The 16,098-nt window shown below is 67.9% G+C and carries 14 protein-coding genes; 1 reads left to right on the forward strand and 13 read right to left on the reverse strand.

What is annotated here, in order from left to right:
* Nucleotides 1–45: 45 nt before the first annotated feature.
* The 10 genes from uvrC to AC6CR5_RS13220 form a co-directional block, all read right to left on the reverse strand.
* Nucleotides 46–1,875: an excinuclease ABC subunit UvrC gene (gene uvrC, locus AC6CR5_RS13175; protein ID WP_498085702.1), complete on the reverse strand. Its 1,830-nt coding sequence runs from the start codon at nucleotides 1,873–1,875 to the stop codon at nucleotides 46–48.
* A complete protein-coding gene (nagZ, locus tag AC6CR5_RS13180) occupies nucleotides 1,838–2,893 on the reverse strand; it encodes a beta-N-acetylhexosaminidase (protein WP_047991564.1) in 1,056 nt (351 codons plus the stop codon). The genes uvrC and nagZ overlap by 38 nt, the downstream gene beginning before the upstream one ends.
* Nucleotides 2,894–2,930: 37 nt before the next feature.
* Nucleotides 2,931–3,368 (reverse strand): holo-ACP synthase, encoded by a 438-nt coding sequence (gene acpS, locus AC6CR5_RS13185; protein WP_006384820.1) that lies wholly within the window; start codon nucleotides 3,366–3,368, stop codon nucleotides 2,931–2,933.
* A 35-nt stretch (nucleotides 3,369–3,403) separates the two neighbouring features.
* A complete protein-coding gene (pdxJ, locus tag AC6CR5_RS13190; protein WP_006384821.1) occupies nucleotides 3,404–4,144 on the reverse strand; it encodes a pyridoxine 5'-phosphate synthase in 741 nt (246 codons plus the stop codon).
* Nucleotides 4,141–5,628: an efflux transporter outer membrane subunit gene (locus AC6CR5_RS13195; RefSeq protein ID WP_020929026.1), complete on the reverse strand. Its 1,488-nt coding sequence runs from the start codon at nucleotides 5,626–5,628 to the stop codon at nucleotides 4,141–4,143. The genes pdxJ and AC6CR5_RS13195 overlap by 4 nt, the downstream gene beginning before the upstream one ends.
* Nucleotides 5,625–8,846 carry an efflux RND transporter permease subunit gene (locus AC6CR5_RS13200; protein WP_020929027.1) on the reverse strand — a complete coding sequence of 1,074 codons (3,222 nt, stop codon included), beginning with the start codon at nucleotides 8,844–8,846 and terminating at the stop codon, nucleotides 5,625–5,627. The genes AC6CR5_RS13195 and AC6CR5_RS13200 overlap by 4 nt, the downstream gene beginning before the upstream one ends.
* A gap of 63 nt (nucleotides 8,847–8,909) precedes the next feature.
* A complete protein-coding gene (locus AC6CR5_RS13205) occupies nucleotides 8,910–10,154 on the reverse strand; it encodes an efflux RND transporter periplasmic adaptor subunit (RefSeq protein WP_038504227.1) in 1,245 nt (414 codons plus the stop codon).
* 273 nt (nucleotides 10,155–10,427) lie between these two features.
* On the reverse strand, nucleotides 10,428–10,871 hold the full coding sequence (locus tag AC6CR5_RS13210) for a winged helix-turn-helix domain-containing protein (protein WP_006384825.1): 444 nt from the start codon (nucleotides 10,869–10,871) through the stop codon (nucleotides 10,428–10,430).
* A 155-nt stretch (nucleotides 10,872–11,026) separates the two neighbouring features.
* On the reverse strand, nucleotides 11,027–12,223 hold the full coding sequence (locus AC6CR5_RS13215; protein ID WP_054514693.1) for a patatin-like phospholipase family protein: 1,197 nt from the start codon (nucleotides 12,221–12,223) through the stop codon (nucleotides 11,027–11,029).
* Between the two features lie 23 nt (nucleotides 12,224–12,246).
* Nucleotides 12,247–12,846 carry a DUF4136 domain-containing protein gene (locus AC6CR5_RS13220; RefSeq protein WP_006384827.1) on the reverse strand — a complete coding sequence of 200 codons (600 nt, stop codon included), beginning with the start codon at nucleotides 12,844–12,846 and terminating at the stop codon, nucleotides 12,247–12,249.
* Between the two features lie 198 nt (nucleotides 12,847–13,044).
* On the opposite strand from AC6CR5_RS13220, the gene AC6CR5_RS13225 reads away from it, so the two are divergent.
* Nucleotides 13,045–13,839, forward strand: a complete 795-nt coding sequence (locus AC6CR5_RS13225) for a TOBE domain-containing protein (RefSeq protein WP_006384828.1) — start codon at nucleotides 13,045–13,047, stop codon at nucleotides 13,837–13,839.
* Nucleotides 13,840–13,899: 60 nt separating this feature from the next.
* Here AC6CR5_RS13225 and AC6CR5_RS13230 read toward each other — a convergent pair whose 3' ends face one another.
* Genes AC6CR5_RS13230 through modA form a run of 3 tightly spaced genes read right to left on the reverse strand, consistent with a single transcriptional unit; the run spans nucleotide 13,900 to nucleotide 16,059 of the window.
* Nucleotides 13,900–14,586, reverse strand: coding sequence for an ATP-binding cassette domain-containing protein (locus tag AC6CR5_RS13230; RefSeq protein ID WP_020929033.1), 687 nt, complete (start codon nucleotides 14,584–14,586; stop codon nucleotides 13,900–13,902).
* The gene (gene modB / locus AC6CR5_RS13235; RefSeq protein ID WP_200221723.1) at nucleotides 14,583–15,266 is read right to left on the reverse strand and encodes a molybdate ABC transporter permease subunit; all 684 of its coding nucleotides are present in this window, start codon (nucleotides 15,264–15,266) and stop codon (nucleotides 14,583–14,585) included. The genes AC6CR5_RS13230 and modB overlap by 4 nt, the downstream gene beginning before the upstream one ends.
* Nucleotides 15,267–15,300: 34 nt before the next feature.
* Nucleotides 15,301–16,059: a molybdate ABC transporter substrate-binding protein gene (modA, locus tag AC6CR5_RS13240; RefSeq protein WP_076410653.1), complete on the reverse strand. Its 759-nt coding sequence runs from the start codon at nucleotides 16,057–16,059 to the stop codon at nucleotides 15,301–15,303.
* Nucleotides 16,060–16,098 lie beyond the last annotated feature (39 nt).

A 16,098-nucleotide genomic window follows, 5' to 3' on the forward strand; every position in this document is an offset into this window, starting at 1 on the left:
CTGTCTCGGGGCCGCCGGGCGGCCACGAACCGGCCGTCCGGAGCCCTATCCGCGCAGCGCCTCGTAGATCCGTTCGGCCAGTTCCTCGGAAATCCCGTCCACCGACGCCAGGTCCTCGATGCTGGCCGAGGCCACCCCCGAAAAACCGCCGAAACGGGCCAGCAGGCGCTGCCGGCGGCGCGCCCCGACCCCCTCGATCTCTTCCAGCCGCGACACGTTGCGGGTCTTGGCGCGACGCGCCCGCATGCCGGTGATGGCAAAGCGGTGGGCCTCGTCGCGCACCTGGGCGATCAGCATCAGGGCGGCCGACTCGCCGCCCAGCGCCACCGGCGGACGGCCGTCGGCGAACACCAGGGTCTCCAGGCCGACCTTGCGCCCTTCGCCCTTGGCCACGCCCACCAGCGCCTGGATGTCCAGCCCCAGCTCGGCGAACACCTGGCGCGCCACCTCGACCTGGCCCTTGCCGCCGTCGATCAGCACCAATCCGGGCATCTGCGCCTCGCCGTCGGCCACCTTGGCGAAGCGCCGCGTCAGCACCTGGCGCATGGCGGCGTAGTCGTCGCCCGGGGTGATGCCCGCGATGTTGTAGCGGCGGTACAGCGACGGCTGCATGTCATGGTGCTCGAACACCACGCAGGAAGCCTGGGTGGCCTCGCCGGCGGTATGGCTGATGTCGAAGCACTCGATGCGCAGCGCGTCCAGCGCCGCCTCGTCGGTATCCAGGTCCAGGGTTTCGGCCAGCGCCAGGGTGCGGGCGGCGCGGGCGCCGGATTCGGTCAGGGCCCGTGCCAGCGCCATCTCGGCGTTCTTGACCGCCTGTTCCAGCCAGGCGCGGCGGGCGCCCTGCGGCCGCGTCAGCACGCGCGACGGGCGGCCGCTGGCCTGCTCCACCAGCAGGTCGATCAGGCCGGCGTCGGGCAAGGCGTGCGAACAGACCAGCACTGGCGGCAGCGCATTGTCGGTGTAGTGCTGGGCCACGAAGGCCTCCAGCACCTGCGGCGCGGCCTCGCCCTCGGCGTGGGTCGGGAAGAACGGCTTGTCGCCCAGGTGGCGCCCGCCCCGCACCATGGCCAGGTTGACACAGACCTTGCCGCCGGCGATGGCCACCGCGACGATGTCGGTGTCCTCGCCGCTGACGTTTTCCATGGTCTGCTGGTGCAGCACCCGCGCCAGCGAGCCCATCTGGTCGCGCAGCGCGGCGGCTTCCTCGAACCGCAGCGCCTCGGCGGCCTCCAGCATGCGGGCCTCGATCTCGCCCATCACGTCCTTGGCCTCGCCATTCAAAAAGCGCACCGCTCGCTGCACGTCCGAGGCGTAGTCCTGCTCCTGGATGGCGCCCACACAGGGCGCCGAGCAGCGCCCGATCTGGTGCAGCAGACAGGGCCGCGAGCGGTTGGCGAAGACGGTGTCCTCACAGGTCCGCAGGCGGAACACCTTCTGCAGGATCTGGATGGTCTCGCGCACCGCCCAGGCGTTGGGGAACGGGCCGAAGTACTGGCCGCGCTTGTTGGTGGCCCCGCGGTAATAGGCGATGCGCGGCCAGTCGTGGCCGGTGATCAGCAGGTACGGGTAGGACTTGTCGTCGCGGAACAGGATGTTGTAGCGCGGCTTCAGGCTCTTGATGAGGTTGTTTTCCAGGATCAGCGCTTCGGCCTCGGAGCGCGTCACAGTGACCTCCAGCCGCGCCACCTTCGCCACCATCTGGGCGATGCGCGGGCTGGCCAGGTTCTTCTGGAAATACGACGAGACGCGCTTTTTCAGGTCGCGCGCCTTGCCGACATACATGACCTCGCCGGCCGCATCCAGGTGCCGGTAGACACCCGGAAGATGCGGCAGGTCAGCCAGGAACGATTTGAGATTGAAGTCGTCGGGCATTCTGGTAACGGCTTTCGGCCTGCAGGGCGTCCCAGTCGAGCGCGTCGAAACGCGGCATCAAGCGGCGGATGCGGGCCACGGACTCGGGGGCATGGTCGAACTCGAGCCGCGCCAGCAGCTCGTCGGCCAGGTCGGGCCGGTTGCACACCAGCACCATGTCGCAGCCGGCGCCCAGCGCGGCCTGGGCGCGCGCCAGGATGTCGCCGGCGACGGACGCGCCTTCCATGGTCAGGTCATCGGAGAACACTACCCCATCGTAGCCCAGGCGGGTGCGCAGGATGTCCTGCACCCAGCGCTTGGAGAATCCGGCCGGATGCTTGTCGACCTTGGGGTAGATCACGTGCGCCGGCATCACCGACGGCAGCACCGCGTCGCCCAGCCAGGCGTAGGGCGCGGCGTCGTCCTTCAGGATGCGTTCGAGCGGGCGCGGGTCGACCGGGATCTCGTGGTGCGAATCCGCGCCGACGAAACCGTGCCCCGGGAAATGCTTGCCGCAGGCCGACATGCCGGCCAGCGCCAGGCCCTGGATCAGCGCGCGCGACAGCATCGTCACCACCCGCGCGTCATGGTGAAAGGCGCGGTTGCCGATCACCTTGCTGACGCCGTAATCCAGGTCCAGCACCGGCGTGAAGCTCATGTCCACGCCGCAGGCGCGCAGCTCGGCGGCCAGCACGTAACCGGCCTCGGTCGCCAGGCGCATCGCGGTCAGCGGATCGCGGTCCCACAGCGCGCCCAGGTCGCGCATCGCCGGCAGCGGCGTGAAGCCGTCTTCGCGGAAGCGCTGCACCCGGCCGCCCTCGTGGTCGACCAGGATCAGCAGGCGCTCCTTGCGCGCCTTGTGGATCTGGCGGGTCAGCTCGGTCAGCTGGCGGCGGTTCTCGAAATTGCGCGCGAACAGGATCACGCCCCCCACCAGCGGGTGGCGCAGGCGTTTCTTTTCTTCCTTGGTCAGCACGGTGCCGGCCACATCGACCATCACGGGACCGGGCGGCAGCGCCCGGGATTTCTTCTTGGCCATCGGCGTGTCCTTCTGTGTTGCAGGCCGGCCCACGGGCTCAGGGCTTGCGTTCGACCACCACGTAGGCGGCGGCCATGTCGGATTCATCGGTAATGGAGACGTGCGCGGCGCCGAAGCGCTGCACGTACCATTCCAGCAATTCGGGGGCGATCACCAGCACCGGCCGCCCCCCGGGCGCGTTCAGGGTCTGCACCCGGCGCCAGGTCATCGGCATGCGCATGCCCAGCCCCACCGCCTTGGAAAAGGCTTCCTTGGCGGCAAAGCGCGTCGCCAGGAAGCGCACGCCGCGCACCGGGTCGCGGGCGCGGCGGGCGTGGAATTTGGCCAGTTCCTCGGGCCCCAGGATCTTCTCGGCGAAACGGTCGCCGTGGCGCGCCAGGGCGCGCTCGATGCGGTCGATGCGCAGCAGGTCCATGCCGATGCCGCCGATGGCGGCCGGCGCGGGAACGACGAGCGGAGATTCGGGCTGGGACATCGTTGCGGGCGCCTTGGGAGGGAGTCGGCCTGGGCTCAACGGCCGCGCAGCGCTTCCAGGCGGGCCTGCACCATCAGCGCCTTCATGTCGCGCACCGCCTTTTCCCAGCCGTCGAACACCGCCTGCGCGACGATGGCGTGGCCGATATTGAGCTCGGAAATGCCGTCCAGCGCCGCCACCGGCTTGACGTTGCCGTAGTGCAGGCCATGGCCGGCATTGACGCGCAAGCCATGGCGCAGCCCTTCGGCCACCGCCACGCGGATGCGTTCGAGTTCGGCCTGGGCGGCCTCGCCCTCCGCTTCGGCGTAGGCGCCGGTATGCAGCTCGATGACGGGCGCGCCGGCGCGGGCAGCGGCTTCGATCTGTGCGGGATCGGGGTCGATGAACAGCGACACGCGGATGCCGGTCTCGGTCAGCAGGCCGACCGCGTCCGTCACCGCCGACAAGGCGCCGGCCACTTCCAGCCCGCCCTCGGTGGTCAGCTCGGTGCGTTTTTCCGGCACCAGGCAGACGTCATTGGGCTTGACCGCGCAGGCGATCTCCAGCATTTCCGGCGTGACCGCGCATTCCAGGTTCATGCGCGTGCGCAACCGCGGCCGGATGGCGTAGACGTCGGCGTCCTGGATGTGGCGGCGGTCTTCACGCAGATGCAGCGTGATCAGGTCGGCGCCGGCGTCCTCGGCGCGCAGCGCCGCCGCGACCGGGTCGGGATAGGTCGTGTGGCGCTGCTGCCGCAGGGTCGCGACGTGATCGATGTTTACACCAAGTTCTATCATTGCACTTTCGTTGTTTCTTCCCAGCCGCCGCCCAACGCCTTGTAGAGTTCCACACGGTTGATCAGCGCGGCCAGGCCGGTTTGCACCAGCGCCAGCTGGGCATTGAAAAAGTCCACTTGCGCGGTCTGCACCTGCAGGTAGCTGTCGATACCATTGGTATAGCGCAGGTTCGACAGCTCCAGCGTGCGCGCCGACGAATCCTGCAGCGCGCGCTGGGCGTCCAGCTGGGCGCCGTAGGTGGCTTCGCCCGCCAGCGCGTCCGAGACCTCGCGGAACGCCTGCTGGATGGTCTGCTCGTACTGCGCCACCGCGATGTTGTCGCGCGCCTTGGCCAGGTTCAAGCCTTCGCGGATGCTGCCGCCGGCGAACAGCGGCGTGGTGATCGACGGCGAGAAGCTCCAGTACCCTTGCCCGCCCTTGAACAGCGTATCCAGCGACGGGCTGGCCACGCCGAACAGGCCGGTCAGCGAGATGGTCGGGAAGAACGCCGCGCGCGCCGCGCCGATGTTGGCATTGGCCGACTTCAGGTTGTTCTCGGCGGCCAGGATGTCCGGACGACGCTCCAGCAGGTCGGACGGCAGCCCGGCCGGCACCGTCGCCAGCAGCTGGTCGCGGCCGAACGTGGCGGGCGGCGGCAGGTCCTCGGGCAACGGCGTGCCGAGCAACAGCACCAACGCATTGACGGCCTGGGCCTGGGCCCGGGCCAACTGCGCCAGGTCGGCCGAGGCCGTATCCAGCAGCGACTTGGACTGGTTCAGGTCCAGTTCGGAAGCGACGCCACCGTCGAAGCGGCGCTTGACCAGGTTGTACGACTCCTGGCGCGAGGCCAGCGTGCGCTGGGTCAGTTCCAGCTGCACCTGGGCCGCGCGCAGGTTGAAGTACGACTGCGCCACCGCGCCGATCAGCGTGATGTGGGTGCTCTTTTGCGCCTGCTCGGTCGACAGGTACTGCTGGTACGCCGCTTCCGACAGGCTGCGCAGGCGGCCGAACAGGTCGATCTCGAACGTGGTCAGGCCGATGCCGGCCTGGTACGAACTGGTGACCGAACCGGCGCCCGGCTGGCGCATGTTCTCGGGGAAACGCTGGCGCTGCCCCTGGATGCCGGCGCCGATGCTGGGCCATTGCGCGCCGCGCTGCACGCCATACTGGGCGCGCGCCTCTTCGACGCGCTGCACCGCCACGCGCAGGTCGCGATTGTTGACCAGCGCCAGCTCGATCAGGCGCTGCAGGCGCGGATCACGGAAGAACTCGCGCCAGCCCAGGTCGGCCGCGGGCGTGCCCGCCTGCGGCGCCACCGCCGACGCGGGCTGGGTCCCCAGCGTCATCGGCGTGGCGTACGCGCCGTACTGCACCTTGGGCTGGTCGGGCCAGTTGCCGGAGACCGGCGCGTCGGGACGCTTGTAGTCGGGCGCCAGCGAGCAGCCGGCCAACGCCACCGCCACGAAGGCGGACAAGGCGGTCTGTTTGAACATCAGGGCGCTCATTCCTTGCCCTCCTGGCCACCGTTGGGTTGTGCGGATGCGTCCGGCGGGGTTTGCCCCGCGGCCGCCTTCTTGGCCGCCTGTTCTTCCTCGAAGGCGCGCAGCTCGGCGCCCAGCAGGCGCGGCTTGGTCTTGAACAGACCCAGCACCACGACGAAGAAGGTCGGCACGAAAATCACCGCGAACGGCGTGGCGGCCAGCATGCCGCCCAACACACCCAGGCCCACCGCGCGCTGGCTGGCGGCGCCGGCGCCGGTGGCCATGGCCAGCGGCACCACGCCCAGGATGAACGCCAGCGAGGTCATCAGGATCGGCCGGAACCGCAGGCGCGCGGCTTCCACCGCCGCCTCGTACAGGCCCATGCCGCGCGCGTACTGGTCCTTGGCGAATTCCACGATCAGGATGGCGTTCTTGGCCGCCAGCCCGATCACGGTCACCATGCCCACCTGGAAGTACACGTCGTTGGACATGCCCAGCGCGCTGACCAGCGCCACCGCGCCCAGCATCCCCAGCGGCACCACCAGCATCACGGAGATCGGGATGGCCCAGCTTTCATACAGCGCGGCCAGCACCAGGAACACCACCAGCAGCGACAGGCCCATCAGGATCGGGGCCTGGTTGCCGGCCTGGCGTTCCTGGTAGGACAGGCCGGTCCATTCGTAGCCGAAGCCCTGCGGCAGCTGGCCCACCAGCTTCTGCATTTCCTCCATGGCCTGGCCGGTCGTGTAGCCGGCCGCGGCGCTGCCGCCGATGCGCATGGATTCGTAGCTGTTGTAGCGCACCACCTGCACCGGGCCCTGCGACCACTTGGCCGTCACGAACGACGACAACGGCACCATGCCGCCCTGGGCGTTGCGGGCGTTCAGCTGCAGCACGTCCGACAGCTGCATGCGGTACGGCGCATCCGCCTGCACCCAGATGTTCTGCATCCGGCCCAGGTTGGGGAACTTGCTCAGGTAGGCCGAACCGACGGCGGTGGAGATCAGCGAGGCGGCCTCGTCGAAGTTCACCCCCAGCGCCGCTGCCTTGTCGCGGTCGATGTCCAGCGTCAGCTGCGTGCCGGCCGACAGGCCGGTGATACGCACCTGCGACAGCACCGGGCTCTTCATGGCCATGCCCATCAGCTGGCCGGTGGCCGCGGCCAGCGCCTCGGTGCCGGCCGCGCCGCGATCCTGCAGGCGCAGGTCGAAGCCGGTGGCATTGCCCAGCGACGAGATCGCGGGCGGCACCAGCGTGAACACCTGGGCGTCGTGGATGCCCATGAGCTGCTTCTGGAAGGCGTTGAACGCGATCGCGCCGGCCGAATCCCCCTTGCCCTTGCGATCCTTGAAGTCCTTGAGCGTGGTGAAGGCGATGGCCGCGTTCAGGCCGTTGCCGTTGAAGCTGTAGCCCTGCACCGTGATGATGTTCTCGACCGCGGGAATCTCGCGGAAATAGGCCTCGACCTCTTCGATCACCTGCACCGTGCGATTGGCGCTGGCGCCCGTGGGCAGCTCGATGTTGCTGATGACGTAGCCCTGGTCTTCTTCCGGCAGGAACGACGACGGCAGGCGCAGGTACAGCCAGCCCAGCAGGATCACCAGCACCAGGAAGGCCAGCATCATGCGGCCGCCCTTGTGCAGGATGCGCGAGACCCAGTTCTGGTAGCCGTGCGTGGTGGCGTCGAACTTGCGGTTGAACCAGCCGAAGAAACCCTTCTTGTCGTTGTGGTGCCCCTTGGGCACCGGCTTCAGGATGGTCGCGCACAGCGCCGGCGTGAAGGTCAGCGCCAGCAGCGCCGAGAAGAAGATCGACACGGCCATGGCCACCGAGAACTGGCGGTAGATCACGCCCACCGACCCGCTCATGAAGGCCAGCGGCAGGAATACCGTCACCAGCACCAGCGTGATGCCGATGATGGCGCCGCTGATCTGCGGCATGGCTTTCTTGGTGGCTTCCTTGGGCGGCAACCCTTCGGTCGCCATGATCCGCTCGACGTTCTCGACCACCACGATGGCGTCGTCCACCAGGATGCCGATGGCCAGCACCATGGCGAACATGGTCAGCACGTTGATCGAGAATCCAAACCCCAGCATGACGGCGAACGACCCCAGCATGGCCACCGGCACCACCAGCGCCGGGATCAGGGTGTAGCGCACGTTCTGCAGGAACAGGTACATCACCAGGAACACCAGCACCATCGCTTCGGCCAGGGTGTGCAGCACCTGCTCGATCGAGACCTTGACGTAGGGCGCGGTGTCGTAGGGGATGGCGTAGGTGATGTTGCCGGGGAAGTACTTGGACAGCTCGTCCATCTGCTGGCGCACGCCCTGGGCGGTGGCCAGCGCGTTGGCGTCGGGCGACAGCACGATGGCGAAGGCGGCCGTGGGCTTGCCGTTCAGTCGGGCGCCGAACTGGTAGTTGTCGGCGCCGACCTCGATGCGGGCGACGTCGCGCAGCAGCACCTTGGAACCATCGCTGTTGGCGCGCAGCACGATCTTGCCGAAACCATCGACGGTGCTGAGCTGGCCGTTGGCCACCACGGTGGCCGTGATGCGCTGCGAATCAGGATTGGGCGGCGCGCCGATGCTGCCGCCCGACACCAGCACGTTCTGCGCGGCGATGGCCTGGTTGACCTCGGACATGCTCAGGCTGAAGCCGACCAGCTTGGCCGGGTCGACCCAGATGCGCATGGCGCGTGGCGCCGCGAACAGCTGGAACTGGCCCACGCCGGACACCCGCGACACCGGGTTCTGGATGTTGCGGGTGATGTAGTCGGCCAGCGCGGTCTGGTCGAGCGAGCCGTCGGTCGACGACAGCGTCACGATCATCAGGAAGCCGGTACTGGTCTGCTCGTACTTCAGGCCCTGTTGCTGCACCGCGGACGGCAGCTGGGCGATCACGTTGGACACGCGGTTCTGCACGTCCACCTGCGCCAGGTCAGGGTCGCGGCCGGGCGCGAAGGTGGCGGTGATGGTCGAGGTGCCGTAGGAATCGCTGACCGACTCGTAGTAGATCAGGCCCTTGGCGCCGTTGAGCTTGTCCTCGATGATACTGGTGACCGATTCGGCCACTTCCTTGGCCGAGGCGCCCGGATAGGTCGCGGTGATGGTGATGGCCGGCGGCGCCACGTCGGGGTACTGCGACACCGGCATGTTCGGGATGGCCAGTATCCCCGCCAGCAGGATGAACAGGGCGACTACCCAGGCGAAGATTGGTCGATCAATAAAAAATTGCGGCATGTGGGCTGACTCTGAAAGCGATGCTCACCAAAGAGGAACGCAGCGCATTGCGCTGCGAGCCGCTTACGATTTCTGCGGGGCCTGTTGCGCCGGCTCGGCCGGCTTGGCGCCGGGGTCCGCGGGCTTGGCGCCGGGCTGCCCCGGCTGCCCGCCCGCGGCGGGCGCGCCGCCCGCCTTGTTCCAGGGGCTGGCCTGCACCGGCGCCCCGGGACGGATCTTCTGGAAGCCCTCGACCACGACCACGTCGCCGGCCTTCAGGCCGCTGGTGATGATCCAGTCGGTCTTGACGGCGCCGCCGGTGGTGACGGGCAACTGTTCGATCTTGTTGTCCTTGACCAGCATCAGGCTCTGCGAACCGTCGGCCGTGCGCTGCAGCGCCTGCTGCGGCACCAGCAGGGCCTGGTCGTTCACGCCCTGCTCCAGCCGCACGCGCACATACATGCCGGGCAGCAGGATGCCGTCGGGGTTGGGGATCTCGGCGCGCAGGTTGACCTGGCCGGTGCTGGGATCGACGGTGATGCCGGTGAACAGCAGCTTGCCGGGACGGTCGTATTCGGTGCCGTCCTCCAGCACCACGGTGGCACGGGCGGCGTCCTTGCCGACCTGTTGCAGCTTGCCGCTGGCAAAGGCGCGGCGCAGCGCGGCCAGGTCCGAGGTGGACTGGGTGAAGTCGACATAGATGGGATCGAGCTGCTGCACGGTGGCCATCTGCGTGGCCGAGGTGGCCTCGACCAGCGCGCCTTCGGTCACCAGCGGCTTGCCGATGCGGCCCGTGATGGGCGACACGACGTCGGTGTAGCCCAGGTTGATCGAGGCGTTGTCCTGGGTCGCCTTGGCGGCGGCCACGGTGGCCTCGGCCTGGCGATAGGCCGCCACGGCGTTGTCGTATTCCTGCTTGCTGACGGCGTTGGCCTTGACCAGCGGCGCGTAACGGTCGGCCAGCAGCTTGGCGCTGAACAGGTTGGCCTGCGCCTGCTTGAGCTGCGCGGTGGCCTGGTCGTAGGCGGCCTTGTAGGGCGCCGGATCGATCTTGAACAGCAGCTGGTTTTCCTTGACGTCGCCGCCCTGTTCGAAGGTGATCTTCTGGACGATGCCGGTGACCCGCGAGCGGATCTGGGCGTCGCGCACGGCGTCGACGCGCCCGGGCAGTTCGGAGACGATGGGCGTGCGCTGCGGCTGCACGGTAATGACGCTGACCTGGGGCATGCCAGGGTTCATCTGCGGCTTTTCACCGCACCCTGCCAACAACAGCGCGAGGACGCCGCCGGAGAAAGCCAGACCTGAGACACGTTTAGGCGAAAACCGCATTGAAACCCCCGCGAAGTTAACCGCGCCAAGCGACCGCAACAATGTGACGGCGATGACCATCGCCGCGTCCGGTTGCCGTAGGCGGCCACGGGGTTGCGCGGCCGCATTTCGACCGCCGTATTTGACCGCAATCCTTGTTTGCGATCAAAGCAAAACCCTGCGCCCCGCCTGTGACACGTGAATAGCCCGTTAATGTAACTCAGTTATTGGGGAAATCACTGATTTTCACGACGAGACGCGACATCGGGAGGGGGGGAAATCCAGCCGCCGCGATCAGAGGTCGGCAACCTCTTGCAGATTGCCCAGGAACACGTAGCCCACGCCATGCACCGTATGCAGGGGCAGGCGCCCGCCCGCCTGGCGCACCTTGCGGCGCAGACGGCAGATCGCCACGTTCAGGGCACGCAGGTTGGTGCTTTGGCGCGGCAACATCAGTTCCTCGCGCAGGACGGCGAGTTCTTCGCGCAGCAGTTCCTTGCGGGGATTGCGCAACAGGCACTGGAAGCAGGCGCGCTCGACCTCGGTCAGGTCGAGCCGGGTTCCTTGCGGGGTCAGCAGGGTCCAGCCATGGTAGAGCAGGCTCCACCAGCCATCCAGGCGGACCGGAAAGGCGTCGGACGCCGCGGCCGCATCATTGCTGGAGCCCTCGCGCCCCGCGTCGGGAGACGGCGCGGCCGGCGGCACGCGGAGAGGGGAATGGGAAAAGGGTGCGGTCATCGTCGGTGTCTCCACCGGGCGGGCCGCCTGGAAAAGGACGACGGCCCGGACCCGGAACAAGGTTTCAAGTCTTGCCGAAAGACTACCGTTGCTGACGTGATTGCGCGGCGATGTTGCCCTGGAATCAGACGAGTCCTAGGAAATCGCACCAAAGGTCAAGAGGTGTGCGTGCCGTTTCGATGGATATCGTGCGTGACGAAACAGCTGTCCTGGGTGGGACGCGCCAGGATGCCCGGCCGCGCCAGCGTCTGGCGGATATCGGCCAGGCCGGACTCCCAGTGCTCGCGCATGGCCTCCGTGCCGAACTCATAATCCTTGGAATAGCGCTCGCGGTGCTTGGATTCGTAGATCAGGTTGATGATGTTGGTGGCCGGCGTCTTGGCCAGCCGCCGGATTTCCGCCAGGTCCGGCGCGTCGCGCTCGCGCTCGGGCAGGCGCTCGAGCAGCTGCTGCAGGCCATGGCGCAGCTTCAGCACGCGCCGCAGCTGGTCGGTGACCATGCGGGTCCGGCTGGAGTACTGGATGTCCTTCTGGCGCTCGGCCACTTCCTCGAGCGTGGTCGGCAACGCGCCGCGGGCGGGCCACAGATCCACCTGGAACGCCAGCGTGTCGCGCATGGTGTCGCTGGTCAGCACCTGGGCCAGCGGCGTGTTGGACACCACGCCTCCGTCCCAGTAGTGCTCGCCGTCGATCTCCACGGAGGGAAAGCCCGGCGGCAAGGCGCCCGAGGCCATGATGTGCTCGGGCCCGAGGGTATGCCGGAGGCTGTCGAAATAGGCGAAATTGCCGCTGCGCACGTTCACCACGCCAAAACTGGCGCGCACCGCGCCGGCGTTGAGCAGGTCGAAATCGATGTACTGGCGCAGGGTCGCGACCAGCGGCGTGGTGTCGTAGAAGCTGGTCGACGCCGCGCCCTTGCCATGCACCCAGTACGGCGGCGGAAAGCGCGGCTTGAAGAAGCCCGGCTGGCCCGAGAACAGGGCCTGGAAGGCCGACAGCTGGCCATTCATGGCGGGCGAGCCGAAACCGAACGGGATGCCCTCGAACATGCCGGCCAGCGTATCGCCCCAGGGCACCGAGGCGAACCCCGCCGGCCGGCAGATGCTTTCCCAGAACCCGCGCAGGCGCTCCACCCGCTCGTCTTCGGGCGAGCCGGCGATGATCGCCGCATTGATCGATCCGATCGAAATCCCGGAAATCCAGTTCGGCCGGATGCCTGCCTCGTGCAGCCCCTGGTACACGCCGGCCTGGTAGGACCCCAGGGCGCCCCCGCCCTGCAGCACCAGGGCCACGGTTTCATAGGGCGGCGTCGCGCCGGTGTCTGGGGATGCGGCCTTGCGGCGAGTACTCATGCGGGGTTCCTTCGAAACACGGGCTAGGGCTTGCTCTTGTCCGGCACTTGCGGCGCGGCCACGCCGGCACGGAACGGATATTTGGCGAAGATCCCGGCCACGGCCTTGTCGATGTTCTGCGACGAGGTCGCCGTGTCCGGGTTCTGGACTTCCCCGACGGCCACGCCTTCCCACACCATCTGCTTGCGACGCGCGTCGACCAGGTCGATGTTGAGAGTGCCTTCGGTGTACTGGTAGACGGTGTCGCCCCAGCCGTAGCCGGGCCAGCCGCCATAGAAGCCACTGCGATAGCCGTAATAAGGGCCCATGGGCGGCGGCGGCGCCTCGGTCACCTGGGTCTTCTGCTGCAGCTTGCCATTGAAATTGACCAGCAGGTCGGGATTGGCGGCGTCGTACACATAGCCACGCATTTCCATCTGGCCGCGCGTGGCGTCCTTGAGGCGTTCGGTCAGCAGCGTGCTGTAGCCGGCCTTGTCGGTGCCCAGCGGCGACATGTAGCCGAAGGTCCGGTAGCGCGAGAAATCCGCCTGGTGGTCGTAATCGCTTTTGATGGCGGGACTGGAGGCGCAAGCCGCCAGGATCGTGACCAGGGAACCCGATGCCAGCATTTTCAGCGCTTTCATGTCGATCTCCAAGAAGCGGGGCCGTGAGCCGGTCCCCCGAGTTGAACACCCCTCAACACACTCCGAGCGCGTCCATAGTGCCGCGAAGCGGATAAAGTTTCAACAGCATCTCATTCTCATCGGATATATCTCAAACGGCCGCCGGACGGGCTCCATTACACTCGGGAATATTCCAGACCCCGACCAGACCTGATACCGATGTTGGAACTCGACGGCTCGATTTGGTTTCGTTCCGGCACCCAGACTTGGGGCGGAAAGAACCGCATAGACCTGCTGGCGCAAATTGACGCCACCGGCTCCATCACGGCCGCCGCGCGGGCGGTGGGCATGAGCTACAAGGGCGCCTGGGATGCCATCGATGCGATGAACAACCTGGCAGGCGAGCCGCTGGTGCTGCGCGCCGCCGGGGGCAAGGGCGGCGGCGGCACGCGCCTGACCGACCGGGCTCGCGGCCTGATCGCGACCTTCCGGGCCCTGGAAGCCGAACACCGCAAATTCATGGAAAACCTGACGCACGCTGGCGTGGATGCCAGCGGCGATCTCGACTTGATGAGGCGATTCATGCTGAAGACCAGCGCACGCAACAAACTCATGGGTACCGTAATGGAAATCCGCGCGGGCGCCGTCAACGACGAAGTCCTGCTGCGCATCGCCGGCGGCCAGGTCATCACTGCCACCATCACCCGGGAAAGCACCCAGGAACTGGAACTGGCGCCCGGCAAGGAAGCGCTGGCCCTGGTCAAGGCCTCGTCGGTCATCGTCGGCGCGCCGGGTGCGGGCCTGCGGCTGTCGGCCCGCAACCAGCTGCCGGGCACCATCACGGCGGTACGTACCGGCGCGGTCAACAGCGAGATCCTGATCGGGCTGGAAGGCGGCGCCACGCTGGCGGCCATCGTCACCAACGAAAGCGCGCAGGAACTGGGCTTGCGTGAAGGCGCGCAAGCGGTCGCCGTGTTCAAGGCTTCCAGCGTGATCCTGGGCGTGCTGGACTGAATCCCGCGCGCGGGGGGCCGCCGCCCTTGCAACAGACCTTGCGCCGCCCCTGCACGCCCGCTAGACGCCGACATCCTCGTCGCGTCGGCGCACCTTGCCGTCGCGCACTTCGAAGACCTCGTCGGCCAGCGCCTCGACGTCGGCCGGATCATGCGTGATCAACAGCATCGGCACGTCCAGCTGGCGCTGCAGGGCGTTCAGTTCCAGCCGCATCTTGCCGCGCAGTTGCGAATCGAGCGCCGAGAACGGTTCGTCCAACAGCACGATCTCGGGCTTGAGCATCAGCGCGCGCGCCAGCGCCACGCGTTGCTTCTGGCCGCCCGAGATCTCGTGCGGATAGCTGCCCACGATGGCGCCCAGCTCGAAGGCGTCCACCCACCGCCGCGCCTCGGCCGAGACCGCGCGCCGGGGCGGGTTGAGCCAGCCGCGGCGCGAACCGAAGGCGATGTTCTGCGCCACCGTCAGGTGCGGAAACAACGCGTAGTCCTGGAACAGGTAGGCCACGCGGCGGGCCTGCGGCGCGACGCTGACGCGGGCCTCGGCGTCGAACAGCACCCTGCCGTTGACCTCGATGCGGCCGGCGTCCGGCCGCAGCAGCCCGGCCACCGCTCGCAGCGTCAGGCTCTTGCCGGCGCCCGACGGGCCGAACAGCGCAATGCGCTTGGCCTTGGACGAGAACGCCACGTCCAGCGAAAAATGGCGATCGCCGGACACCATGTTCTTGCGTATGCGCAGGTCGACGCTCATAGTCTGCCTCCGCGTTGGCTGGAACGGATCGGCACCAGCTTGCCGGCCGCCAGCAGCACCACGATGCAGGTGATGGAAGTCACCAGCACCAGGAAATTGGCGGTGGCGTCATCGCCCGCCTGCACCGCCTCGTAGATGGCGACCGACAGCGTCTGGGTGCGGCCCGGCAGGTTGCCGGCGATCATCAGGGTGGCGCCGAATTCGCCCAGCGCGCGGGCAAACGCCAGCAACACGCCGGCGACGATGCCGCGCGCCGCCAGCGGCAGCGTCACGCGGAAGAACACCCCGGCCTCGCACACGCCCAGCACGCGGGCCGCGTTTTCCAGTTGCGAATCGACGTTCTCGAAAGCGGCGCGGGCCGACTTGAACACCAGCGGGAAGGCCACCACCGACGCGGCGATGACCGCGCCCTGCCAGGTGAACACCAGCTCAATGCCGATATCGGCCAGCCGCTCGCCCAGCACGCCGCGCCGGCCCAGCAGCACCAGCAGGTAGTAGCCCAGGACCGTGGGCGGCAGCACCAGCGGCAGGGTCAGGATGGCATCGAGCAGGTCCCGCCCCGGCCAGCGCCAGCGCGACAGGCCGTAGGCAGCCGCCGTGCCGGCCGCGGTCGCCAGCAACGTCGCCCAGCCCGCCACTTTCAGGGTAAGCAGCAGCGGCACCCATACCGAATCACTCATCGCTGACCGCGTTGGCTGTCGCCCGCGCCCTCAATCAAGGCTTCTGGAAGCCGTAGCGCGACAGGATCGCCTGCCCGGCGGGCGACATCACATAGGCCACGAAGCTTTGCGCTTCCTTGGCGGCGGCGTCGCGCGCGGTCACGGCGATGGGATAGGTCACCGGGGTCTGCGACGGCACGCGCACGGCCACCTTGACCTTGTCCGGCATCACGGCGGCGTCGGTCGCGAACACGAAGCCCGCATCGACCTCGCCGCGCGACACGTAGTCCAGGCTCTGGCGCACGTTCTGCGCCAGCACGCTCTTGGCCTGCACCGCGTCCCACAGGCCGGCGGCCTGCAACGCGCCCTGCGTGTAGCGGCCCACCGGCACCGAAGCCGGGTTGCCGTAGGCGATGCGCTTGATGTCGTCGCGCGTCAGGTCCTTGAGCGCGGTGATGTTGGCCTTGCTGTCGGTCGGCACGATCAGCACCACCTGGTTGGCGGCGAAGTCGATGCGCGTGTCGGGCTTGACCGCCTTTTCCTCGACGGCCTTGTCCATGGCCTTCTGGTCGGCGGACGCGAACACGTCGGCGGGCGCGCCCTTGACGATCTGCTGCAGCAGCACGTCGGAGGCGCCGAAGTTCAGGATGACCTTGGTGCCGGCATGCTCCTTTTCGTACGCCTGGGCCACGTCCTTGAACGCGTTGGTCAGGCTGGCGGCGGCGGACACCACCAGGTCGCCGGCGTGGGCGCTGGTGCCCCAGGCGGCGGCCAGGGCCAGCGACAGCGCCAGGATCGGCTGTTTGCGGAACATGAATCCCTCCTCGGGCAAGATCAATCTCGGTAACGAAAT

The sequence above is a fragment of the Achromobacter sp. EG18 genome (assembly GCF_059759395.1).